This window comes from Streptomyces sp. NPDC050619, assembly GCF_040654815.1.
GTDB lineage: Bacteria > Actinomycetota > Actinomycetes > Streptomycetales > Streptomycetaceae > Streptomyces.
Genome location: NZ_JBFAIR010000029.1, coordinates 29,128 through 52,252, shown reverse-complemented (window position 1 = coordinate 52,252; position 23,125 = coordinate 29,128). Strand labels below are relative to the sequence as shown.

At 70.0% G+C, this 23,125-nt stretch carries 18 protein-coding genes and 2 pseudogenes; 7 read left to right on the top strand and 13 right to left on the bottom strand.

Features of this window, described 5'->3' with window-relative positions:
- Window positions 1–6: 6 nt before the first annotated feature.
- Window positions 7–267, top strand: coding sequence for a hypothetical protein (locus AB0I77_RS37060; protein ID WP_363287174.1), 261 nt, complete (start codon window positions 7–9; stop codon window positions 265–267).
- Between the two features lie 469 nt (window positions 268–736).
- Window positions 737–2,125 carry an amidohydrolase family protein gene (locus AB0I77_RS37055; RefSeq protein ID WP_363287173.1) on the top strand — a complete coding sequence of 463 codons (1,389 nt, stop codon included), beginning with the start codon at window positions 737–739 and terminating at the stop codon, window positions 2,123–2,125.
- 276 nt (window positions 2,126–2,401) lie between these two features.
- Here the strand turns inward: AB0I77_RS37055 and AB0I77_RS37050 are convergent, their stop codons facing one another.
- Complete coding sequence (locus AB0I77_RS37050) at window positions 2,402–3,271, bottom strand: aldo/keto reductase (RefSeq protein WP_363287172.1); 870 nt, start codon at window positions 3,269–3,271, stop codon at window positions 2,402–2,404.
- A 317-nt stretch (window positions 3,272–3,588) separates the two neighbouring features.
- On the opposite strand from AB0I77_RS37050, the gene AB0I77_RS37045 reads away from it, so the two are divergent.
- Window positions 3,589–4,137, top strand: a complete 549-nt coding sequence (locus AB0I77_RS37045) for a MarR family transcriptional regulator (RefSeq protein WP_363287171.1) — start codon at window positions 3,589–3,591, stop codon at window positions 4,135–4,137.
- Window positions 4,138–4,820: 683 nt separating this feature from the next.
- Here AB0I77_RS37045 and AB0I77_RS37040 read toward each other — a convergent pair.
- From AB0I77_RS37040 to AB0I77_RS37030, 3 genes are all read right to left on the bottom strand, one after another.
- Window positions 4,821–4,991, bottom strand: coding sequence for an SDR family oxidoreductase (locus tag AB0I77_RS37040; RefSeq protein WP_363287260.1), 171 nt, complete (start codon window positions 4,989–4,991; stop codon window positions 4,821–4,823).
- Window positions 4,988–5,290, bottom strand: a complete 303-nt coding sequence (locus AB0I77_RS37035) for an SDR family oxidoreductase (protein ID WP_363287170.1) — start codon at window positions 5,288–5,290, stop codon at window positions 4,988–4,990. The genes AB0I77_RS37040 and AB0I77_RS37035 overlap by 4 nt, the downstream gene beginning before the upstream one ends.
- 312 nt (window positions 5,291–5,602) lie before the next feature.
- Window positions 5,603–6,874, bottom strand: a complete 1,272-nt coding sequence (locus AB0I77_RS37030; RefSeq protein ID WP_363287169.1) for an amidohydrolase family protein — start codon at window positions 6,872–6,874, stop codon at window positions 5,603–5,605.
- A 218-nt stretch (window positions 6,875–7,092) separates the two neighbouring features.
- On the opposite strand from AB0I77_RS37030, the gene AB0I77_RS37025 reads away from it, so the two are divergent.
- The gene (locus tag AB0I77_RS37025) at window positions 7,093–7,392 is read left to right on the top strand and encodes a hypothetical protein (RefSeq protein ID WP_363287168.1); all 300 of its coding nucleotides are present in this window, start codon (window positions 7,093–7,095) and stop codon (window positions 7,390–7,392) included.
- Here AB0I77_RS37025 and AB0I77_RS37020 read toward each other — a convergent pair.
- The gene (locus AB0I77_RS37020) at window positions 7,339–8,010 is read right to left on the bottom strand and encodes a DNA-binding response regulator (protein ID WP_363287167.1); all 672 of its coding nucleotides are present in this window, start codon (window positions 8,008–8,010) and stop codon (window positions 7,339–7,341) included. The two genes, AB0I77_RS37025 and AB0I77_RS37020, sit on opposite strands and share 54 nt — an antisense overlap.
- Window positions 8,011–8,082: 72 nt before the next feature.
- Here AB0I77_RS37020 and AB0I77_RS37015 point away from each other — a divergent pair, with 72 nt between their 5' ends.
- Window positions 8,083–8,931: an aldo/keto reductase gene (locus AB0I77_RS37015; protein ID WP_363287166.1), complete on the top strand. Its 849-nt coding sequence runs from the start codon at window positions 8,083–8,085 to the stop codon at window positions 8,929–8,931.
- 477 nt (window positions 8,932–9,408) lie between these two features.
- Window positions 9,409–10,817: pseudogene (locus tag AB0I77_RS37010) on the top strand (metallophosphoesterase); the annotation flags it as partial.
- A gap of 1,735 nt (window positions 10,818–12,552) precedes the next feature.
- Here AB0I77_RS37010 and rraA read toward each other — a convergent pair.
- Entirely contained in the window at window positions 12,553–13,035 is a 483-nt protein-coding gene (gene rraA / locus AB0I77_RS37005) for a ribonuclease E activity regulator RraA (protein ID WP_363287165.1), read from the bottom strand.
- A 181-nt stretch (window positions 13,036–13,216) separates the two neighbouring features.
- A complete protein-coding gene (locus tag AB0I77_RS37000; RefSeq protein WP_363287164.1) occupies window positions 13,217–13,756 on the bottom strand; it encodes a GntR family transcriptional regulator in 540 nt (179 codons plus the stop codon).
- Window positions 13,757–13,789: 33 nt separating this feature from the next.
- On the opposite strand from AB0I77_RS37000, the gene AB0I77_RS36995 reads away from it, so the two are divergent.
- Entirely contained in the window at window positions 13,790–14,122 is a 333-nt protein-coding gene (locus tag AB0I77_RS36995) for a beta-propeller fold lactonase family protein (RefSeq protein ID WP_363287259.1), read from the top strand.
- A gap of 200 nt (window positions 14,123–14,322) precedes the next feature.
- Here AB0I77_RS36995 and AB0I77_RS36990 read toward each other — a convergent pair whose 3' ends face one another.
- The 6 genes and pseudogenes from AB0I77_RS36990 to AB0I77_RS36965 form a co-directional block, all read right to left on the bottom strand.
- The gene (locus AB0I77_RS36990) at window positions 14,323–16,464 is read right to left on the bottom strand and encodes a xanthine dehydrogenase family protein molybdopterin-binding subunit (protein ID WP_363287163.1); all 2,142 of its coding nucleotides are present in this window, start codon (window positions 16,462–16,464) and stop codon (window positions 14,323–14,325) included.
- Entirely contained in the window at window positions 16,461–17,471 is a 1,011-nt protein-coding gene (locus tag AB0I77_RS36985; RefSeq protein WP_363287162.1) for a xanthine dehydrogenase family protein subunit M, read from the bottom strand. The genes AB0I77_RS36990 and AB0I77_RS36985 overlap by 4 nt, the downstream gene beginning before the upstream one ends.
- Window positions 17,468–18,016, bottom strand: coding sequence for a 2Fe-2S iron-sulfur cluster-binding protein (locus AB0I77_RS36980; RefSeq protein ID WP_363287258.1), 549 nt, complete (start codon window positions 18,014–18,016; stop codon window positions 17,468–17,470). Before AB0I77_RS36980 ends, AB0I77_RS36985 begins: the two co-directional genes overlap by 4 nt.
- A gap of 537 nt (window positions 18,017–18,553) precedes the next feature.
- Window positions 18,554–18,914: pseudogene (locus AB0I77_RS36975) on the bottom strand (transposase); the annotation flags it as partial.
- Window positions 18,915–19,224: 310 nt separating this feature from the next.
- Entirely contained in the window at window positions 19,225–21,669 is a 2,445-nt protein-coding gene (locus AB0I77_RS36970) for a glycoside hydrolase family 3 C-terminal domain-containing protein (RefSeq protein WP_363287161.1), read from the bottom strand.
- An 87-nt stretch (window positions 21,670–21,756) separates the two neighbouring features.
- Window positions 21,757–23,109, bottom strand: coding sequence for an MFS transporter (locus AB0I77_RS36965; protein ID WP_363287160.1), 1,353 nt, complete (start codon window positions 23,107–23,109; stop codon window positions 21,757–21,759).
- Between the last annotated feature and the right edge of the window lie 16 nt (window positions 23,110–23,125).

The following is a 23,125-nucleotide window of genomic DNA, read 5'->3' as shown; positions in this document are numbered from 1 at the left end:
CCACCCATGTCCGGCGGCTTACTCCCCCTCGCCGCCGGGCATCAAGGCCGCCGCCGAGCCACCCTCCCCCGGGGCGCGGCGGCGGCCCGCCCAAGCAACCCGCCTCTGATCATTGCGCATCATCGTCACCGGGCGCTGGACTACCGGGGTTTCGCCGCCGTCACCGAGGCCGGGTATGACGACGTCACCGTGGCGCAGAGCAAACTCCTGCAGCGCGTGTACGCCGACGCCCTCCGCTTCGGTGAACTGGCCGAGCCCCTCTGGTGACCAAGCAGGCCGTTGTCTACCTGTCGACAGGACCCGGCGCGGTCGTGATGAGCCGTACCTGATCCCGTGCACCCGTTCGCGTCAGCTCGGGACTCACGACCGAAGCCCTTGTTAAGCGGACTGGTGTCCGCTAGGTTTTGCCGTACCGGACTGTTGTCCGGTTGTGTTCTTCGTCGTGGGTGGCCGTATGCGGCGTGACGGCGAGTGACGTTCACGACCGGCGCCCGACGGGCGGCGTCGCCGGTCCGCCTGATGCCGGCCCTTGGCTGTGAGCCGATCGGCCGCGCCGTCAGCTTTCGGTTGGCCCCGGAAGACTTTCTCGGCATCCAAGGGGCGTGAGCGACGTCGGGCATCTTCGGACGCCATGGTCTCGACCACACGTTGACGGGATTCGATACATCGCCCTCGCCCTTTGCGTCCCAAGCCACGTCCAACATCGCCAGTCCTTCCGAGACAATGGAGATGAACCATGAATCTGCCCCGCCGAAACATGTTGACCGGGGCGGCCGCCGCCGCGGCCGCTGTCACTCTGAGTGGATCACCGGCGAGTGCGGCGCCCGGTGGAAGTCGGCACACCGGCTCAACCCGCCTGGCGAGAGGGTCTGGCAGTGGCACGCCGAAAGGCCGCATCCTGATCCGCAACGGCCACGTCATCGACACCGAGCCCCAGCCGGTCGCCCACGCCCACACCGACGTCCTGATCGAGGGGGGCAAGATCACCGCCGTCGGGCGCAACCTCCGCGCCAAGGGCGCCGTGGTCATCGATGCCACGGACCGCATCGTGCTCCCGGGCTTCGTGGACACCCACCGGCACGTGTGGCACTCGGCGCTGCGCAGCGCGGCCATCGACATCGAACTCGGCGCCTACTTCCGCCTCCTGGGGCAGGTCGGCCCGAGGTTCCGGCCGCAGGACGTGCGGATCGCGACCCTGGCCGGCGCGCTGGAGTGCCTCGACGCCGGCATCACCACCCAGCTGGACTTCGCGCACATCGCGTACTCGCCCGAACTGGCGAACGCCGCCGTCGACGCACTGAAGGAGGCGGGGCTGCGCGCGGTTTTCGCCTACGGCACCCCGGTCAACGTCACCGGGGGCGGGAAACTCGCCGACGTCCGCCGGATCCGCGAGCGTCTGGCCGACGACAACGCGCTCGTCACCATGGCCTACGCCCCGCTCGGCCCCCTGTCCACCCCGATGGAGACGGTGGCCAGGGACTGGCGGATAGCCGACGAGCTGGACCTTCCGCTGACGATCCACCTCGCCAGCAGCCCCACCAACGAACAACCCGTCCTCGCCCTGCGCGAGGCCGGCCTGCTCCGCGAGAAGACCCTCTACGTCCACGCCAACGGCATCGGCGACGACGAGCTGAAGCTGATCGCCGACTCGGGCGCCACCGCCTCGGCCACGCCCGGCGACGAGGCCGGCCGCCTGCGGCGCGCTGGTATCACCACCGGCACCGGCATCGACACCGTCGCCTTCGCCCCCGGCGACATGTTCTCCACGATGCGGGCAGCACACCTCGCGGGCCAGATCGCCGAAGATCCCCAGCTGACCGCCAAGGACGTCCTGCGGATGGCCACCCTGGACGGCGCCGCCGCGATGGGACTGGCCGACCGCACCGGCTCACTGCGCCCCGGCAAGCAGGCCGACGTCATCCTGCTCCGCCTGGACGACCTCAACATGCTCACCGCCGAGCGCGACCCCATCGGAGCCGTGGTCACGGAGGCGCAGCTGCACAACGTGGACACGGTGCTCGTGGCAGGGAGGGTCGTGAAGGCCGGGGGCCGACTGGTCCACGCCGATCTCCGCCGTACCGCCCGGGCCCTGCGCGCCACCGCGGCCGCGATCAACGGTCGCTGACGGGAACCCACGGCCTCCGGCCCTGACCGCAGCCAGTCGCGTTCGAGTAGAGGGGCAGCGACGCCTACCCGGAAACCTTCCGGGAGTTCTGGGTACACGTGCCTGCACAGTACGACCCAGCGCAACCGGCATCCTTGATGGTGTTCCAGGACGCGTGCAGGCGTCGCGGACGGGCGTTGCCGCGATCTGCGCGTGATGCGAGCAGGAGAACCTCCGCGGCCTGACAACGGTGAAAGGCCGCGGAGGTCCTCCCGCTACCAGCGACGTCTCCCGGGCTCAGCGCAGCGCGCGCAGATCCTCCTCGGTGAGGGTGAGCGAGCGGGCGGCCACGTTCTCCTCCAGGTGCGCGACCGACCCCGTGCCGGGGATCGTCAGGGTGGTCGGTGACAGGGCCAGCACCTGTGCCACCGCAACCTGGGAGGCCGTGGCGCCGTGCCGGCCTGCGACTTGCGCGTAGCGCGCGTCGCGCGCAGTGTCGCGCTCGCCGTTTCGTCCGCTGCCGAGCGTCCCGAACGGGACGAACGCGATCTGCTGGGTGTTCGCGCGTTCCAGGAGAACGGCTTCGTCCGGGTCGGTGGGGTTGAAGAGGTTCTGGATCGCGGCGACCGGGGCGGTCCGCTGGGCCTCGTCCAGGTGCCCGGCGTCGACGTTGCTCAACCCGAGGTGTCGTATGAGCCCTTCCTCGCGCAGGGCGGCGAGCGCTTCGAAACGCTCCGCGAGCAAGTCGCCGTGCGGGACCTGCAGGTAGCCGATCCGCAGGTAGACCAGGTCGAGGCGGTCCAGGCCAAGCGCCTGCAGGTTTGCCTCCACCTGCGCGCGCAAATCGCCGGGAGCGGCCTCGGAGTACCCGGTGGGGCTGAAGACGGGACCGACCTTCGTGGCGATTACCAGGTCCTCCGGGTAGGGGTGCAGTGCCTCCCGGAGGAGGTCGTTGACGCTCGGCCCGCCGTCGCCCCAGCGGTAGAAGTCGGCGGTGTCGATGTGGTTCACCCCGAGCTCGACGGCGCGCCTGAGCACCACCAGGGCGGTTTCGCGGTCCCTGGTCGGACCGTTGAAGCCGTTTCGGACGAGCCTGATGGTTCCGAAACCGAGCCGGTCGACCTGAAGGTCGCCGCCCAGTGCGAAAGTGGTGGATGTGGTGGTCATCTTGTTATCCCGTTCTGCGTGGGGGAGTTCGTAGGGCGATCCGCGTCCGGGTCGGACACCGCGGTGATGCGCAGAGCGGGCCCGATGCCGCCGACGCGTTCAGCCGCGTGTCAGCTTGGCTTCGGCGAGGGCCCCGGTCGGCACCCGCGTTCGTGAGGGTGCCCCGAGGGTTCGGACGTGTGCACCGTTCCGGGCGCATCCTGGGGGTGGCGCCCCGGGCTGACGCCTACCAAGAGGCCGAGGCCGGGACGGCGATGCCGCTACCTTAGGTGAAAGCTTTCAGTGAAGCTATCACGCTAGTGACCTATAGTGTAGAGGTGACAGCGACATCAGATCCCGTGGACGCATGGATGCAGGCGTGGCGTGCGGAACTGCCCGAGGTCGTGTTTCCCTCGTCGGAGCTGAGTAAGCGGATCATGTTCCTCTCCGCAGCCCTGGATCGCGTGACGCGGCGCGATCTGACTGAATTCGGGCTGACGGTCGCCGAGTTCGACGTGCTGGTGACGTTGCGCAGAGCCGGTGAGCCGTATCGCATGAAGCCCAACCAGTTGGCTCGCTCCCTGATGCTCTCCACCGGCGGTACCACCAACGTCATCCACCGCCTGGTGGCCCGCGGCGCCGTCGAGCGGGAGGACGACCTGGCTGACGCCCGAAGTACCTGGATACGGTTGACGCCGGACGGCGTCGAACTCGCCGGGCGCGCGGTCCTTGCCATGTCGGCCGAGCACGATGCCTTCTTCGAGGGCGTGCCGGCAGAAGTCGTCGATGCCGCGACCGCCGCGCTTCGGGACCTCATCACCGCCTGCCCGGGCCTGCTCCCCCGCGGCTCAGCGGCGCGGGACGCCCGAGCCCAGGGCCGGGTCTGAGGATCGCCGCATCACGGGGATGCGCGGGCGCGTCGAAGGGCACCGGGCGGGACCGTGGTCGTGGCGTGTCTGACCTGTAGTGCTGATGTGCACGCGGGCGGCGGCATCGCTTCGTGACAGTGGACAGGGCGATGGGCGGGAGGGCCCGAACAGCACGCTCCAGCGGGACTTGGCCAACGACCGGGGGAGTCAGCGTGGGCCGCGATCGTGGCCGTCCACGGGTCCGGGCAGTCGGACGGTCCTGTGCTGTGTGAGTCGCTATGGGGGCATGGACGTCGCCGCCGTCACGCACAGGGACGCCGGTGCCGAGAGGCTTCCGGGATCTCGATGACGTATCCGCGCTGTGCGCGGCCGTCGTCGGGTGCACGAGCGGTGTGTGTGATTCCTGCTCGCGGCAGGCGTGCTCCGTGGCTGTCCTCGGTGGGGAGCCGCGCCCCCACCTCTCCGGCCCGCCGACGATCGGCTGGGACGGTCCCTGTTATCGCGGTCCGATCGGCGACCGGCCGACTGCCTCTCGTGTCCGGAGCCCTGGAAGCGGAACACCCCATGGACAGTGGTCGGCTTTCGAATTTCTCCATTGATCTTGCGAGGAGCCCCGCGCGTGAACGTGCGGGGCTCCTCGGGCTGAACTCGGGCCGTGTGCAAGACCCGTCTGTACGACGAGCTGCGCGCCCATGATGGTTTCAGCGACGCCGCAGGCCGCCGTCGACGAGGTGGACCTGGCCGGTGATGAACGAGGCGTCGTCGGAGGCGAGGAACGCGACGAGGTTGGCGACGTCTTCGGGGGCCTGTTGCCGTTTCAGGTTCTGAATGTCGACGTAGTGGGCGAAGGCCTCCTCGGAGAGGTGGGTCAGTGTGGCTGGTGTGGGGACGACGCTCGGAGCGAGGGGGCGTTGACCGTGACGTCGTAAGGTGCCAGGTCCGTGGCCAGCGCATGGGTGAAGCCGTTGATGGCGCCCTTGGCGGAGACATAGGCGACGAAGGCCGCCGGGGCTTCCCGGTAGCTCGACGAGGACATGCTGATCACCCGCCCGTGGGAAGACCTCTTGAGGTCCTCGACGAAGGCCTTCGTGACCAGGAACGCGCCGGTGACGTTGATCGAGAACAGGTTCGTCCACTGTTCGAGCGATGTGTCCTCAATGACGGCCAGCAAGGGGATGGCCGCGTTGTTTCTTCGCCATGATGTTCGTTCCGTTTCATGTGAGTGTGATGGTGATGCGGGTTCTGGGAGACGCACGCGAGGGGGTGGTCTGGACTCGCGAGCGAACTCCGTGTGCTTGCAACCCCTTCGAGCCTGGAGTCGCATGGGCACTTCGACCGGCTGCGCAACCGATAGGGCGTACAGGCCTGCGCGTGCCGGTGAGTTGGGCGCGGAAGAGTCGTCCGGACCCGGCAACGTTCGATCAGTGCCGACCGGACCGCCGCTCATGACGCAGTTCCGCCTGCGAGGCGTTCGGGCCGCGGGTCAGTGATCGTTGACGGCGGCGGCGGTGTCGCGCAGGGAACGGACGGCCTGGGTGAGGTCGCCGTGGAGGAGCTTGCCGTTGGCCTTCACGACCTGTCCGGCCACGAGGACGGTGTCGACGTTGTCGGGGTTCGCGGCCGTGACCACAGCGGCGATCGGGTCGCGTTCGGCGGTGAGCATGTTGAGGTCGTCCAGGCGCAGCAGGATGACGTCGGCCTGCTTGCCGGGGCTCAGCGAGCCGATGCGGTCGGCCAGTCCCAGGGCGGCTGCGCCGTCGAGCGTGGCCATCTTCAGGACGTCCCCCACGGTCAGCGGAGGGTTGTCGGCGATCTGGCTGGCCAGCAACGCCGCGCGCATCACGGAGAACATGTCGCCGGGCAGCGAGGAGACCGCGTCGACGCCGAGGCCGACGGTGACGCCGGCGCTGCGCAGTCGGCCGGCCACGGGCGCGCCGACCCGCATCTGAGCCTCTGTGGCAGGTGTGACCGAGGCGGTGCCGCCGGACTCGGCGATCAGCTTCAGTTCGTCGTCGTCGAGCGAGTTCCCGTGCACGTACAGGGTGTTGCCGCGGAGCAGGCCGTGCTCACGCAGGGCGGTGATCGGCCGTGTGGCTACCGGACCGCTGCTGACGTGGATCGTCAGGGGGAGGCCCAGCTCATCGGCCAGGTGCCAGTCGGCGGTCACGGTCTCGATCGGTGAGAACGACGGCCCGGCCGGGGCCAGCGACATGGTGACCAGGGCCTGGTCATCGGACAGGCGCTCGCTGCGGATCCGGCGTATGTCGGCGGGGTGCTGGTCGCCGTGGAACGGGAAGCCGTAGCCGAACACGGTGCGCAGTCCTGACGTGCGGAGGGCGTCGATGGCCGCGTCGGCGTGCTCGGGGGTGTGCAGCGCGTGCGAGTAGTCGATCAGGGTGGTGATGCCGGCGTCCAAGGCGTCCAGCGCGCCGACCAGGGTGGCGGCGTGGATGTCCTGCGGCCGGAACCGTGGACCGTACTGCCCCAGGACCAGCCCCATGTAAGCGCCCAGGTCCAGGTCTGCGGCCCCGGCACGCACCGCCGTCTGCCACAGGTGCCGGTGGGTGTCGACGAACCCCGGCAGCACGATCCGGTCGGTGGCGTCGATCACGGTAGCGCCGTCCGCCGACAGTCTTGGCCCCACCTCGACGATCCGGTCGCCCTCGATCAGGACATCAGTGCCGGGCCGGACGATCGGCGCGGGATCGGTGTCGATGACGTAGCCGTTACGCAGCAGAAATCGGGAGTCGGCCATGGCCGCGTCTTCCTTTCATCGGAAAGCTTTATGGAAAGCTACCTCGAAAGTGACGTGCTGGGCAACAGCCTCCTTGTCGGAACTGGCGAAACGGTCGTGCGCCTCGGCGGCGTGGTGGCCCGAGCGGTGGGCCCGTTGGTGCAGTTGACTCGATTCCGGCGGGCTCGTGCCCCGTGGCGGTCATCGTGACGGGACGGTTCCGTCCGGACGATGCCCCGGTGACCGCGCCCACCATGGCCGGGATGTGCAACCGGGTCGGCTGGTGGAATCACCGCGGCGACCACCGCCGCACGGATGTGGAAGCCGCCGGGCATGCGGTCGAACCGGCGATGAGGATGTGGTCGCAGGACCGGACACCGGAGGATGCCGGGCCCAAGGCAGTGTCAGACCCGATCAGGCAGGACCCCCACCACTTCGAACCGAGCCTCGGCGCCTGGCCCGTCTCCACCCGGGCGAAGGTCTGCTCACCCGCGGGTCAGGCCCAACTCGCCCGCACGCATGCCGGCCTGGAAGCGTGAGTCCGCGCCCAGGGCGACGAGCAGCTCGGCGACCCTGCGGCGGTAGGTGCGCAGAGACATGCCCAGTTCGCCAGAGGCTGTCACGTCGGTCATGCCGGAGCCCAGTGCGTACAGCACTTCGCGGGCTTGCGCGTCGATCCGGGGTCGGTCGGGGTCGAAGAAGGCCGCCAAGTCGGTGGCTGACTCCCACGCGGCTTCGAACAGCGCGTACACCCCGCTGACCAGGGCGGGGTCGGCGCTCATCGTGTAGGTGCGGTGACGACGACCGTGAGCGGACGGCGGCGGGGGAGTGGGGTCGGTGAGGAACATGGTTCGCCGGTCGATGAAGACCGTTCCCTGGGGCAACGGGGCGGCAGTGATCCGCACCTGGATGCCGTGAGTGGCCATCTCCCGCAGTAGCTCCCGGTCGTGCTCCTCGCCGAGCGCGGCGGGACTGTACAGCTTGCGGGCCTGACGTGCTCCGTCACGTCGTATCCGCAGGCGGGCGGACTCGCGGGCGCCGGGCCAGGTGTCGAGGTCGCGGGCGGCGCTGACCCATTCCGCGTCAAACAACTCCACCAAGGGCTTGATCCGCGCGCGGAGCTCAAGATCACCTTTCAGGGCCATGTTCTGCGGCATGCGCTCATTGTGCCTCTGGCAGCAAGGTGCCACAGCCTCGCCAGCGAGTTCCGTTCCGTGCACGCTGGGCCCATGAGCAATGAATTCCGCCTCGGCGGCGACCTGGCCGTCAACCGCCTCGGCTTCGGCACCATGCGCCTGCCGTCCAAGGAGGGTATGGGCGGTCCCGCCCGCGACCCCGAGACCGGCCGTGCCGTACTGCGCCGCGCCGTCGAGCTGGGCGTCAATCACATAGACACTGCCGACTTCTACTTCAGCGCCGGTGGTGCGGTACGCGCGAACACCCTTGTGCGCGAGGCCCTCTATCCCTACGCGTCCGACCTGGTCATCGCCACCAAGGTGGGCCCCGTCATCCGCGACGGCGGACTCCATCACGCCACTCCGGCCGACATGCGTGGCCTTGTCGAGGCCAACCTCGAAGGACTGGGCGTGGACCGCCTCGACTTGGTCTACCTGCGCATCGGCCCCATGGAACCCCCGCGCGGCGAGTCCCTCGCCGACCGCTTCGAGTCCCTCGCGGCGCTGCGCGAGGAGGGTCTGATCCGTCACCTCGGCCTCAGCAACGTCGACGCCGACCATCTCGCGGAGGCCCGAGCGATCGCCCCGGTCGTGGCAGTGCAGAACGAGTTCCACGCCGCCAAGCGCAACGACGTGGAACTGCTGGCCGTCTGCGAGGAGGCCGACATCGCGTTCGTGCCCTTCTTCCCGCTCGGTGGCGGTCGGGAACTCGACGACGAGCGGTTGGCCAAGGTCGCTGCCCGGCACGGCGCCACCGTGGCGCAGATCGGCCTGGCCTGGCTGCTGGCCTCCTCGCCGGTGACCCTGGCCATCCCTGGCACGGGCTCTCTCTCGCACGTGGAGGACAACATGGCCGCCGCCGGGATCACCCTCACCGAAGAAGATCTCGCCGACCTCTCGTGACATCCGGGGGCTGTCGAAACGCCTCAAGGAGAACCGCCCCACGAGCATCGTCGTGATGGCGGGCGCGACCACCGGGAACGGTAGGGACATAGCCCGTCTTCACGTCGGCCGTCCGCGGTTCCCGAACGGACCGGCGCAGTGCCGGCAACCAGGAGGCACCTTTCGTCGTCAGCCATCTCGTCCACTGCCTGTCGGCACGGCTTCTCCTGCTCGCCACGGCAGACGGCTGCTCATCACCAGGAGCGGTACACCCGACCCAGTCATGACGGCGAGGCCACCCAGGACGCTTCGAGCCGCGGGCCTTCGCGCGTCCCTCCCGGAGGGCCGTGGCGCGTGCTCGAACTTTCGCGCGCCTCGGGGCGCACATCGTGAGTTCGACGACCCAGCGGCCATGGCCAGGTCGGTGCCGTGCGGTTGTCCTCGTTCGGCGCTTGCCGGCCGGACGTCACGTTTTCGAGGGAAGGGCTGCGCCAGGCCGTGGGCATCGTCTTCGTCGTCATCGCAGTCGCCGTTCTGGCGGCGTTCGTCACACTCCACTGGTACGTGTGGCGCCGTCTCATACGCGAAACCTCGCCCCCGCGCTCCGTCCACCGGAGAATCGGCAATGCCGTCTTCGTGGCCGGGCCGGTGCTCACGATCGGTTCTCTGGCGGGCGGATCGGTGGGAGTCCCGTTCGTCCTCCAGCGCGTCATTGCCTGGCCCGGAGACCTGTGGCTGGCCCTCTTCCTGTATCTGCTGTTGGCCCTGCTGGCAGGCGAGGCCGTCCGGCCCGGGCTGCGGTGGTGCCTCGCCCGGCGGGACGCAGGAACCGACACTGAGCGACGGGCCTCACCGATGGCGGACTCCACGGCTGCACTGCGTGGTGAGCCCGGTTCGGCAGAGGACCAGGATCATCTCGACGCGATCGGCGACAAGCGGTCCGGCAGGGCGGAGCTCAGCGACTCCGCTACCGCGCAGGGCACTGCCGAGCCCGTCACGGTGCCGGACCACCCGCGCGGCCCGGACCCCGAGCACTCGTCCGGTTCCGCTCCCTCGCGCCGCCTCTTCGTCTCTCGTGTGGTGGGTGGGGCGGCTGCGGCTGCGGCTGTGGCTCTCGGCACCGTCGGCTACGGCACGTACGGCGTACTCCGTGGTCCTGCGGTGAAGCGGCTTACCATTCCGCTGGCCAAGTTGCCTCGCAGCGCGCACGGTTTCCGGATCGCGGTGGTCAGCGACATCCACCTGGGCCCGATCCTGGGTCGCGGATTCTCGCAGCGGGTCGTCGACACCATCAACGCCACCACGCCCGACCTGATCGCCGTCGTCGGTGATCTGGTGGACGGCAGTGTCGAGGACCTCGCCGATGTCGAACCACTCGCCCAACTGCGGGCGCGCCACGGGGCGTTCTTCGTCACCGGCAACCACGAGTACTTCTCCGGCGCCGAGCTGGGGGTGCCCCCAGGTCCTTAAGGCACTGGGGGAGGGTCGAGAAGGTGCGGGATCTGGGGCTGCGCCCGCTGGAGAACGCCCGCGCGGAACTGCCCGGCTTCGATCTGGCGGGCGTCAACGACGTCCAGGGAGAAGACGAGGGACCAGGCCCCGACCTCCGCAAGGCGCTCGGCGACCGCGACCGCTCCCGGGCCTCCGTCCTCCTCGCCCACCAGCCCGTCGTCATCCACGACGCCGTCCGCCACGGCGTCGACCTCCAGCTCTCCGGGCACACCCACGGCGGCCAGCTCTGGCCCGGCAACCTCGTCGCGGAGCCGGCCAACCCCACCGTCGCCGGCCTGGAGCGGTACGGCGACACCCAGCTGTACGTGAGCCGTGGCGCAGGGGCCTGGGGCCCGCCGGTCCGCGTGGGCGCGCCGTCGGACATCACCGTCGTCGAACTCACCTCGAAGCAGGCACAGCCCCTCTTCCGTACACCGACGAGAAGCCGCCACCACTCCTCCTTGCCGGCCCGTGTGCAACAACCGACCGCGTGCGATGCACCGCAAGGAAAGCGATCCATGAACGACACCACTGTGGTGACGGCCGATGTCCAGCCCGGCCTGGATCGGGCACGCATCACCTCCCCGCTTCGACGTTCAACGACCCCGCGACGACCTCGCCGAGGCGGTCAGGGGCGCGGGGCCGGGCCTTCGTGAGCTGATTCCCGGGCGCCACGAGCCGGGTGATGCGGGTGTCGCCCTCCTCATGGGCGGTCTGCGGGCGGGAACGCCCAGGCGCTGGCACTCCGGTCCGTGGGGCCGACGAGGCAGTGGGCGTCGATGATTCTCGGGCTGTCGGCGTCCTCATGTCCTGCGCGTCGCCGGATTCGACCTTGTCTACCGGACGGCTGTCCGGTACTTTCTCCGTAGCGGATGGCTGTCCGGTTAAGTTCGGCGTCACGGATCACATGCGCCCGGCGGCGCGACGGGCGTTCGCTCACTGCTCTTCTCCTTCCTCCCCACGCGGAAGATCTCCTTGCCATGCGATTACTCATCCCAGGTGTGACCGGCCCACCGGTCGCCATGTCGTCGACCTGGCCCTGAGCTCCGAACATTCGGTCACGGCCTTCGTGCATGGCCACGAAGCGCAGGGCTTCGGCCTCTCCGCCCGACCGGGTTCGGGGGCCCGGGCATCCGTGCCATTGCCGCGCGTGCCCTGGCCCTGCGCCGCTTCGGGGCGAGGGCCCTTGCGACTGGGCTTCGCGCCGCATTCCAGACCGTGCTTCCCCACCTTGCCGATTTGTCGACGCCCCACATGCACATCGGACCGATGACCCGCCAGAGGTGACAGGCCGTCCTTGCAGGCCGGAGGCAGACGCTATATCGGACAGACCACCCTGGAGCAGAGTTGACACAGAATCACGGAAGCGGCCGGGCGATCGGCATGCTGCTGACCCCTGTCTTCGCCGGAGCCTTGGTGCTCACCTTCACTGTCATGCAGGCCAGAACAACAACTGTCCATGCTCCGGGGCCGGGAGGGCGACGGGAATACGGTGGCGACGTCTACGCGGTACGGCTCAGCGACACCTTCGGTGCCACGCCCGGCGTTTTCACCGCCCGGCTCACCGGGCGGCAGGTCGCGGCGCTCTCCGCCACGTCCGGCGTGGTGTCGGTGTCCCGGCTCCCGGCCCGTGCGACGCTGTCGGACTGCTACCCGGTGACCAGCCCCGCTGGCCCTGCCCCCGTTCCTTCGCCATCGCCCTTGCCCGCGCCTTCCCCGCCGGCCGAGGACGGTGGCGGGGTCCCAGACCGCGGCCACGCTGCACAGATACCGTCTCCGGCTGCCATCCCCCGTCGTACCGGTGCTCCGACCGGGGTCAAGAAGGAGGCCGCGTCGGCCGCGACAACTCCATCCGACGTCACCCGTCATCACCACGGCCGGCCCGGCGGGACAGGGGAGAGCCGTGGTCCGGCGGCCTCGAAGGCGCCGACGAAGAGGTGATGGCGCACGTTGTCGACTGAAGCCGAAGAAGCTGTGTCCATGGACAAGGCCCGTCGATCGTCCGCGCCGTGACCGGTACCCAGGTCGGCGGCGCCCGCACCGCGCCCCGGGAGGCGGAAACTTGATCGTGACGGTCACGTTCCCGCACGCTCCCCGCTCGTCCTGTGGGAGGTGCGCCGCACCCGGTATCCGGCCCCGGTACCCGCGGGGTCAGGCACTCGGCAGGAGGACGACTCCGTCGTGGTCGGCGTGGAGGATTTCGCCGGGGGTGAACGTGACTCCGCCGAACGACACGGGTACGTCGACGGCGCCGGTGCCGGCTTTCCCGCTCTTGCGCGGGTTGGTGCCCAGGGCCTGGATCCCGAGTTCCATCCCGGCCAGTACGGCACTGTCACGGACGGCCCCGTACACGATCACGCCGGCCCATCCGTTGTCACGTGCCCGCCCGACCATCACGTCCCCCAGCAGCGCGGTGCGCAGCGAGGCTCCGCCGTCGACGACCGCGACACACCCCTCGCCGGGTGTGCGGAGCAACTCGTGCAGCAGGGCGTTGTCGTCGTGGCAGGAGACGGTGCGTACGGGACCGGCGAAGGGCTGAACGGCCCCGTACGAGGTGAACTGCACGTCACAGACGCGCAGGTGGTCACCGTGCTCGTCGACGAGGTCGGCGGTGGTCATGGGCGTCGTGTGCATCGCAACTCCAGGGTGAGGTATCAGGGTTCACCGCGAGCTGCACCGGGTTCCGGTGGGGTCGGTTAGGGCGGTCGCGGAGTGGGATCGGCGCCGCGAAGCAGGCGAACCGAGAGTCAGGAGTGCCCTTGCCCGTCCCCTGCCCCTGTCGGTGATGGCGCCGCTGGTTGTCGCCAGGACGGAGTCAGGTTCCGTCGTCGGTGTCGGAATGGCCGAGCCGCCACACCGCTGTCGCTCCAAGGCTGGTGTCGATGTGCTTCCGCATGACCTCCGCCGCGCCGGCGCTGTCACCCAGGGCGACGCATTCGACGAGGGCCTCATGCTCCTTGGCCTTCTGGTCCCGGGCGTCCTGGCCCGGGTCCGTGCGGAGCGCCAGGAGGCGATAGCGGTCGGCCTTGTCCCAGAGCGCCTCCAGGGTCCCGATCAGCAGGTCGTTGTGGGACGCGGTGTAGATCGCGGCGTGGAAGCGGCGGTGCGCCACCAATTGCTCGACGCTCGGGTGGGGGTGAAGAGGTGCCAGGCCCTCCGCCGCGGCGCGGATGGCGTGGATGTCGGCGTTGGTGCGCCGTTCGGCAGCCAGTGAGGCGGCCAGTGGGTCCAGGGACCGTCGGATCTCCAGCAGATCGCGAGCCTCCTCTGCGCGAAAGGGCGAGACCCTGGCGTCGCGGTGGGCGTCCAACTCGACCAGGCCCTCGCTCTTGAGGCGGCGTAGTGCCTCGCGCAACGGCGTGGTGCTGATGCCGATGAAGCCGCCGAAATCGCCGTCTCACCGGACGGCAGCCACCTCTTCGCCTCCAACCGCAGCGGCGCAGGCGACGCCACGCCTGGGGGACCCGACCCCGACACCATCGGTGTCTTCGCCATCGAACGCCACGGTGGACTCAAGCCCGTCGACTGGGTCTCCACCGGGGGCATCCGACCCCGCTTCATCGGACTGGAGCCCTCAGGAAAGCGGCTGTTCGCCGCCAATGAGGTGACGGACACCATCGTCGGCTTCCGCCTCAACGGCGACGGCCGACGGCTACGCCCCGTCGGCATCCTCGCCGAGACAGGCTCTCCCACCTGCATCGTCTGGCGCGCTGCGCGCTGACTCACCCCTTGCCGATTCGCCACGGCGAGGCGACCACGGATGACCTGTGGCCCCGCCCGCCGACGGTTACGGGGCGTGCCGCAGGCACGACAGTCCGCTACGGCCGCTTCCAGAGCGGGCGGAGTCGCCTCGGGGGCGTAAGTGGGTGTTCCTGAGCCCCGGTTCTGAGTAAATGGCGTCCTACGCAACTCCTCGACAGCTCAAGCACTTGGTGCTCCGACGGTCAGGACCCGGTCGGGCCGGATGGGCAGGTGGCGGTGGCGGACGCCGGTTGCGTGCCAGACCGCGTTGGCGATGGCCGCCGCGGCGCCGACGTTGCCGACCTCGCCGATGCCTTTGATGCCCACCGGGTCGTCGGGGTCCGGGTCGTCCACCCAGTACGCCTCGATGGCGGGCACGTCGGCGTTCGCGGCGAAGTGATAGCCCGCGAGGTCGGCACCGACGAGGCCGCCGGTGGCGGGATCGAGGGTGGCCTCCTCATGCAGGGCCATGGAGATGCCCCAGATCATGCCGCCGATGAACTGGCTCCGTGCGGTCAGCGGGTTGACGATCTGGCCGGCCGCGAAGACGCCGAGCATGCGCCGCACGCGCACCTCGCCGGTGGCGAGGTCCACGGCGACCTCGGCGAACTGTGCACCGAAGGTGTGCCGTTCCTTGGGCTCCTGCTGCGCGAGGGCGACGACGGCCGCGGTGGTGTCGGACCGTACCGTCATGCCTTCCGGCGGGATGGTGGCGCCAAGGTGGAGCCGCTTCAGCAGTTCCCCGGCGGTGGCCTTGATGGCCCAGGCCCAGGAGCGGGTGCCCATTGAGGCGCCACCGGGTGCTGCCGGGCCGAAGTCGCTGTCTCCGATATGGACCCGGACCTGGTCCGGCGCCACGTGGAGCGCGTCGGCGGCGAGCTGGGTGAGCGCGGTCCGCGCCCCCGTTCCGATGTCGGAGGCGGCGATGCGCACGGTGAAGGTGCCGTCCGCCTCCGCCGTCACCGCGCACGTGGACGGCGCGGCCAGCACGTTGTAGCTGGACGCCGCGGTGCCGGTACCGAGCAGCCAGCGTCCGTCCCGGCGCATACCGGGCCGTGGGTCGCGGTCCGCCCAGCCGAACCTGCGGGCACCCTCCCGGAAGCAGTCGATCAGGTTGCGGCTGCTGAACGGATGCCCGGAGACCGGCCCCCGGTCGGGCTCGTTGCGCACCCGCAGCTCGATCGGGTCGATCCCGAGCTTCTCGGCGAGCTCGTCGAGCGCCGACTCCAGCGCGAACGCCCCCGGCGCCTCACCGGGCGCGCGCAGGAACTGCGGGGACGGCACATCGAGCGGGACCACCTCGTTGGCCGTGCGGTGCGCGTCGGCGTCGTACATCACCCGCGAGATCGTGGCGGCCGCCTCGACGTACTGGTACCCGGTCGAGGTCATGCTCAGAGCGCGGTGATCCAAAGCACGCAGCCGCCCGTCGACGTCCGCACCCAGCCTGAGCCGCTGGATCGTGCGGCTGCGGTAGCCGTTGAGCGAGAACATCTGACGACGGGTCAGTACAACCCGGACGGGGCGCTGCACAAGCGTCGCTGCCATCACAGCGGCCACCTGGTGAACGCCGACGGGTCCCTTGCTGCCGAAGCCACCGCCGACGGTCTCGGTCCGTACCCGCACGGAGGCCAGGTTGAGCGAGAACAGCTTCGCGAGCTGGTCGGCGACATTGCCGCTGCTCTGGTTGGAGTCGACGACCTCGAGCCGGTCACCGTCCCACCGTGCCGTGGTCGCATGGGGCTCCAACGGGTTGTGATGCTCCTGCGGGGTGGTGTACTCCTCGTCCACGACGACAGCCGACGCGGCGAGTTCTGCCTCCATGTCCCCCTTCTCCGTCAGCCCTGGCCCAGCCATGCCGGCCTCCGGGTGCGCGTCCGGGCGGTCGGCGGAGAACGCGATGTCGTGCGGCTCCTGCTCGTAGTGCACCACGAGCGCCTCGGCGGCCTCCCTGGCCTGCTCGGACGTCTCGGCGACCACCAACGCCACCGGCCAGCCCACGTGCGCGACCCGGTCGCTCTGGAAGAGGGCGACCTCCGGGTGCGGCTTGACGCTCAGCGGGGGCATGACGAAGTCTGCGTCGACCGGCATGGCGTTGCCGTGGTGCAGGACCGCGAGCACGCCCGGCATGCCGAGGACGGGAGCACTGTCCACCGACCGGATACGGCCGCGGGCGACGGTGGACAGCACGAGCCAGCCGTGGGCGAGGCCGGCGAAGGGGACCTCGCCCGCATAGCGGGCGACCCCGGTGACCTTGTCCCGTCCCTCGACACGGACGTGCGAGGCGCCGACGGTCTTGGCGGTGGGTGCCGCGGTGGTGGTCATCGGACGGCCTCCTCGGTGAGTTCGGTCAGTACGGCCACCACAAGGTTGCGCATGAGATCCACCTTGTAGGCGTTGTGCGGCAGCGGCTTCGCGGCGGCCAGTTCAGCGACCGCGGCGGCGGCGAAGCTCTCGGCGTCGGCTGGTGCCCCTGTCAGCACGCGCTCGGCCTCCCGGGACCGCCACGGCCGGGACGCGACCGCCCCGAAGGCCAGACGCACCTCCCCTACGACGCCGTCGTGGACGTCGAGCGCGGCGGCGATCGAGCCGATCGCGAAAGCATACGACGCACGCTCGCGCACCTTGCGGTAACGGGAATGGACGGCGACCGGGGCGGGCGGCAGCGTCACGCCGGTGATCAGCGCACCCGGCGGCAGCACCGTCTCCCGGTGCGGAGAGTCCCCCACCGGCAGATAGAAGTCGGCCAGCGGTACCTCTCCCCCAGAGGGGGCACCCCCGGGCCGGTCGGCCGTTTCGTACGAAACCACGGCATCGAAGGCGGTCAGCGCCACACCCATGTCGGACGGGTGGGTGGCCGCGCAGTGCTCGGAAGCGCCCAGGATCGCGTGGTTGTGGTGCTCGCCTTCAATGGCGGGACAACCGCTGCCGGGAACCCGCTTGTTGCAGGCCTTGGTGACATCGGTGAAGTAGGCGCAGCGGGTGCGCTGGAGCAGGTTCCCGCCCACCGTCGCCATGTTGCGCAGCTGCCCGGAGGCGCCGGCCAGCACCGCCTGCGCCAACGCCGGGTAGCGGCGCCGCACTTCGGGATGGGCGGCGAGGTCGCTGTTGGTGACGGTGGCGCCGATGCGCAGGCCGCCGTCCTCGGTCACCTCGACGTGGTCCAGGGGCAGTTCGCTCACGTCGACGAGCCGGACGGGCCGCTCGACGCCGGACTTCATCAGGTCGACGAGGTTGGTGCCACCACCGAGGAAACGCGCCTCCGGCTCGGTGTCGAGCAGCGCGAGAGCGCCGGAGACGTCGTGCGCGCGCTGATAGTCGAACTCCCTCACACCACTGCCTCCGCGCTCTCACCCTCGGCCGCCCGTGCGACCGCCTCGACAATCGCCACATACGCGCCGCAGCGGCACAGGTTGCCGCTCATCCGCTCCCGTATCTCCTCCGCACTCAGCGGCGGCGGCCCCGCATCGGGCCGCACGTCGTCGGTGACGGCGCTCGGCCAACCCGCGGCATGCTCCTCGATCACCGCCACGGCCGAACAGATCTGGCCGGGGGTGCAGTAACCGCACTGGTAACCATCCAGATCGAGGAACGCCTGCTGCACCGGATGTAGCCGGTCACCGTCCGCCAGACCTTCGACAGTGGTGATCTCGCGGCCTTCGGCCGCCACCGCGAGCTGAAGGCAGGACACAGCCCGGCGGCCGTCGAGCAGGACGGTACAGGCACCGCACTGCCCTTGGTCACAGCCCTTCTTGCTGCCGGTCAGATCGAGCCGCTCGCGCAGCGCGTCGAGCAGGGTGGTGCGGTGGTCGACGGACAGCGTGTATCGCTCACCGTTGATGAGCAATGTGATGGTGCTGGTCATCGATGGGGCCATCATCAGCTTTCTTCTGCAGATATAAGGAAAGGTCCAGCAACGCCGGACGTGCATGCCCCCGCCATCCGCCCGGGCCGTGGTCGCCGGGACGGAGCTAAACGGACTGTTGTCCGCCACTCATGGATGGTAGTGGACGGCTGTCCGGTTGGCAAGTGCAACGGTCAGCAACAAGCCTGAGAGGGGAGCGAGTTGAGGGGCGAGGTTCCCGGGATGTTCCGCTGTGGGATGCGGGCGAGGTCGGCAGTCTCGAGGCCTCGCGCAAGACGGTCGAGCGTCCGCAGGTGGGCTTGCTGACGCTCCAGCTGCAACGTGCTTCGGGTGGGAGACGGTGGTCTGCGCATCCTGGGCTACTCGGTCGAGCCGGCCGCTGGTACCAGCACTGTGGGCCGCCGGATTCGGCTCCAAGATCCTTGCCGTCTGGCTGACTCTTCCCCTCCTGGCGCCGCTGATCACCGACCTCGCCGCCACCGCCACCCGCCTCATCCGCACGGGAGGGATTGACGTCCTCGCCCGACAGGCCGGTGGCCGAGGACCATAGCGGGCGGTCAGCCGGGGGTGGATTCGGTCCCAGGCCATCACGCGGACGGTGCCGTAGCGGCGGTGACCTGCACGGTCGCGGCACCGGGCGTACCCCCGGTCTCGGGCTTGGCGAAGTGGAACTCCTTGCCGTGCTTCGGCGGTCGTCCGCCCTGTGGCGGTGAGATCCACTGCACCGGGACCGGCTTGCGCATCACTCGGTCCGTGCGCATCCGCCCGAGGATCTCGACCGGCAGTCCTTGCAGTAGGTAGACCATGCGCGGAGCTCGTAGCCGGTGTCGAAGACGACCAGGATGTCGCGGTCGTCCTGCTGCCACCACCTCATGTCGATGAGGTCATCGACCACGCGGCGGACCTCGGCCACAGATCTCACATGCTCGCTCCGTAGCGCTCTGTCGCACGCCGCCTTCATGCACCAAGCCAGACGGCTGACCAATACACCACGCTCCGCCTCAAGGGCATAGCAGACATGGCAGGTTGAAGGACAAGCTAAGGCAGGGCGCCGGTCGTCCCGGCGGTTCGGCCTCCGCGACGGCCCCGCCGGGCATGCGCCGCGGTGGCGTGATGCCGAGCATGCATTCCATCGCGCGGTTGTGTCAGCTGCCGCCGAGCCTTCCGTGGCGGGTCGGGCACGGCACCCGGTCCGCCGCGGGCTTCGCCGCGACCGGTGGTCAGCGCAGACGCACTGGCACCGAGGCGGGCAGGTCCTCGGCGCTGGAGCCCACGTGCAGGGTGAACTCTCCCGGTTCGTGGGCCCACGCGCCCTTGTCCCAGTGGGCGAAGGCGCGGGCCGGGACCGTGATCTTCACGGTTTCCGTGGCGCCGGGGGCGAGGCGGACCACCTCGTGGCCCACCAGCCATCGCGCCGGACGGTCGACGGCCGTGTGTGCCCGAGACGCGTAGACCTGGACCACGTGTTTGCCCGGGCGGCCGCCGGTGTTCGTCACCTCGGCGCGGACCTCCACCGCACCGCCGGGGCCGCATTCCGCGGTGGCGGTGGCCCGGTCCACCGCCCAGGTGGTGTAGCCGAGTCCGTACCCGAACGGATAGGCGGGTGCGGTGCCGGATCGCAGCCAGGCCCGGTATCCCACATGGACGCCTTCGTCGTACCGCACTGTGCCGTTCACCGGCGTGACGTCGAGCACGGGCACGTCGCTCTGGCACGCCGGCCAAGTGGTGGGCAGTCTGCCGCCGGGCTCGCGGGATCCGGTGAGCACGTCGGCGAGCGCGTTGCCGTACTCCTGGCCCCCGAACCAGGTCAGCAGGACGGCGGCGGCGTCGTCGCGCCAGGGCAGTTCGACCGGTGAGCCCGAGTTGACGGCCACCACCGTGCGGGGGTTGGCGCGGGCGACGGCGCGCACGAGGGCGTCCTGCCGGCCGGGGAGGGTGAGTGAGGTCCGGTCGAAGCCCTCCGATTCGACGTTGCTGTTCGTCCCGACGACGACCACCGCCACGTCGGCCCGTGCCGCCGCGGCGGCCGCCCGCTCGATCAGCCCATCGGGGTCGGAGTCGTCCGCTTCCGTGCCGAGCGTGTACGCGAGGGCTCCGGCGAGACCGGCGTCCTTCGCGATCTCGTACTCGACGCGGATCTCCACCGCTTGGCCCGCGGTCACCGGGAGAGCCGCGGACGTGGTCGGCGGGTGCAGGAACGCGGCGCCGAGTTGTTCGTCGGCGAGCGGGACATCGGCGTCCAGGACGAGCCTCCCGTCGGCCCAGATGCGCGAGACTCCCGGGGCGGCGACGCCGAGGCGCAGTGTCTCGGTGCGGGGGGAGGTATAGCGGGTGGTGATTTCCAGAATGTCGGAGCGGTCGACCGGGGCGTCTCCGCCGAACCAGACGAGCCGGGTTGCGCGGCGGTCCTCGGCGAAGAGTTCGCGCCCTGCGCTCAGGAAGCGTACGCGCACGCCCGGCTCGCCGGTGGCGGCGTTGGTGAGGGCGTCCAGCGGCAGTTCGGCGAGGCCCTCCTGGACGACGGCGCCGAGCGCGTACTGGACCTCGGCATCCGGAAAGGCCGCGATGATGCCGTCGAGGGGGCTGACGACCTGCTCCGGTACGACGGTGGCGCTGCCGCCGCCCTGGGTGCGGGCGCGGTCCGCGTTGTGCCCGATGACGGCGATCCGGGTCACCGCACCGGGGTCGAGCGGCAGCACCCCGGTGTTGCGTACCAGCACCATGCCCTCCGCAGCCGCCTCGCGTGCGAACCCGGTGCCGGCGTCAGGGGTCGCCGCCGGCTGCACGGCCCCGGCGCCTTCCAGAGCGCCGACGCGCGCGGCGAGGGTGAGGATGCGCAGGACCTTGCGGTCGATGTCCGCCTTGTCGACGGTGCCGGACTCGACGGCCGCGAGCAGGGCGTCTCCCCAGGCTCCGCGGGGGCCGGGCATCTCCAGGTCCTGGGCGGCCCTGGCGGCGTTCGTCGAGCGGACGGCCGTCCAGTCGCTGATCACCACGCCGTCGAAGCCCCATTCCGAGTTCAGCGGGGTCTCCAGAAGGTCGTTCTCGGTCGCGGTGACTCCGTTGACGGCGTTGTAGGCGCTCATCACGGCCCAGGCCCGTGCCTCGGTCACGGCCTTCTCGAACGGCAGCAGGTACACCTCGCGCAGCGTGCGTTCGGAAACCTCGGTCGAGGCCGTGAAGCGGTCGGTCTCGTAGTCGTTGGCGATGTAGTGCTTCGGCGTCGCGGCCACGCCGTTGTCCTGGATGCCGCGCACGTAGGCGGCGGCTAGGCGGCCGGTCAGCAGCGGGTCCTCGCTGAACGCCTCGAAGTGCCGTCCGCCGAGCGGGGAGCGGTGGAGGTTGATGGTGGGGCCGAGCACCACGTCGACGCCCTTGCGACGGGCCTCCTGGGCGATGACCGCGCCGTAGCGGTAGGCGAGGGCGCCGTCCCAGGAGGCCGACAGGGAGGTGGCGCTGGGCAGGTTCAGGGAGGGCTCGCGTTCGTCCCAGACCGGTCCGCGTACGCCGGAGGGGCCGTCGGACATGAGGATGCTCCGCAGTCCGATCTTTTCCAGGGGCCACGTCGACCAGAAGTCGCGCCCGGTGAGCAGCTTGACCTTCTCGGCGAGGGTCAGGTGTCCCAGGAGGTCGCGCGCGTCGGGGGCCGCGGGGTTGGCGGGCACAGTGCAGCCTTTCTCGGTGGGGGAGGGGGGTTCTCTTGGCCGGGGCGCAAGCGGTATGCGTCGTCGCCGGAGTCGGTGGTCTGCGGGTCAGGCGATGTCGCGGGCGAGCCTGCTGCGCTCTTCGAGGGTGTGCGTAACGCGCCGCGCGTCCCGGGGGTAGGTGCTGTGGAGTACGCCGAGCACGGCGGCGTTGAGGAGCATGAGGACCACCATGATCCAGAGGAAGACCTCCTGGATGCCGAGGTTTTCGGCGAGTTGACCGGCGGCGAGGGCGAAGACGGCCCAGGCCATGGTCTCGAAGACGGACAGCCAGATGGCGAATGCCTGGCCGCGGAGTTCGGGGAGGACGACCGCGGTCACCAGTGGCCGGTTCACTGGGGGGTTCACCCCCTGGCCGAAGCCCATGAGGGCCCAGAAGACGCAGTAGAGCCCGATCCCGCCGGCATAGTGGAACTGGGTGCCGAAGAAGGCCGCGACGGCGAAGAGGACCTGGGCGAGCTGGAGATAGGTCACGCGGCCGCGCTGGGGCCACCGCCGGTCGACGAAGCCCAGAAGGTAGCCGCCGCCGACGGTCCCGGCGAGGTATCCGACGCCGAACGGAATTCCCACGATGGCCGCGACGGCGTTGCTGAAGCCGCGTTCCGCAACCAGGAACTGGATCCCGAAGATGACGATGAGCAGGTGTCCGGAGAGGAGCCGCGAGAGCATCATCACCGAGTAGGTGGGGATGCGGAACAGGGAGAGGACGGACTTCACCGTGACGGTGTTCTTCACCCGTGCCGTCTCGTTCAGGTCGGCGAGCTGTTCCTCGGCCGCCCCGACGCCGGGGTCCTTGAAGGCGACCGCGACGATGAGTCCGGCGAGGACGCAGACCCCGCCGATCGCCCACATCCCGTAGCGCCAGCCGTCGGTGAAGCCCGTGAAGAGCGCGACGAGCGGGCCGATGACCTGCCCGAACGTATTGGCGATGCCATAGAGGATGCCGACCGCCTTTCCTCGTTCGCGGTCCGTGAAGGAGTCGGCGATGACGGCGTTGGCTATCGGGGAGGCGCCGATCAGACAAGCGGCCATGAGGGTGTTGCACAGCAGCAGGAAGCCGAAGTTGTGCGCGAATCCCGCGAGGACTCCGAACAGGCCGCCGAGGACGGTGGTGATCACGAGGGTGGCGCGGCGGCCTGCCCGTCCCGCCAGCCACACGCAGAACGGACCGGCGGGCACGGAGGCGATCTTGCCGAGCGCCGCGAGCGTGCCCAGATTGCCGCTGGTCAGGCCGAGGGAGCTGGAAATGGAGGGGAAGAGGGTGGTGGTCGCGTTGCCCTCCGTGTTGTCCACGGAGATGACGCCGGTGAGGGTCAGCAGATTGCGCCAGCGGTGGGGGACTTGGGATGCGGTGGCGGCGTTGGGTGCGGCGGTTGGCGCCGTGGACTGTTCCGTTGCCATGGGGAGTTCCTGTTCC